This window comes from Phytoactinopolyspora endophytica (genome assembly GCF_004138495.1).
GTDB classification, from domain to species: Bacteria; Actinomycetota; Actinomycetes; order Jiangellales; family Jiangellaceae; genus Phytoactinopolyspora; species Phytoactinopolyspora endophytica.
Map to the genome: position 1 here is coordinate 30,826 of NZ_ML142879.1, position 251 is coordinate 31,076.

The following is a 251-nucleotide window of genomic DNA, read 5'->3' on the forward strand; positions in this document are numbered from 1 at the left end:
GGAGCATCACGATGACCGCACCTCATATTGTCGACCCTGCCGGCCTGCTTGGCCAGGCACTGTCCGAAGCCTCGCCTGATCTGATGCGGCAGTTGTTGCAGACGGTGATCAACACCCTGCTCAGCGCGGATGCCGACGCGGTCGTCGGGGCGGAGTGGGGCCAGCGCTCGCCGGGCCGCACGGCGCAGCGCAACGGCTACCGGCACCGCGATCTGGACACCCGGGTCGGGACCGTCGACGTCGCAGTTCCG

At 68.9% G+C, this 251-nt stretch carries 1 protein-coding gene; it reads left to right on the forward strand.

The features are described 5' to 3' along the window. Positions 1–11: 11 nt before the first annotated feature. Positions 12–251: transposase (locus ELR45_RS41885; RefSeq protein ID WP_240760292.1), on the forward strand; the 240-nt coding region annotated here is incomplete at its 3' end.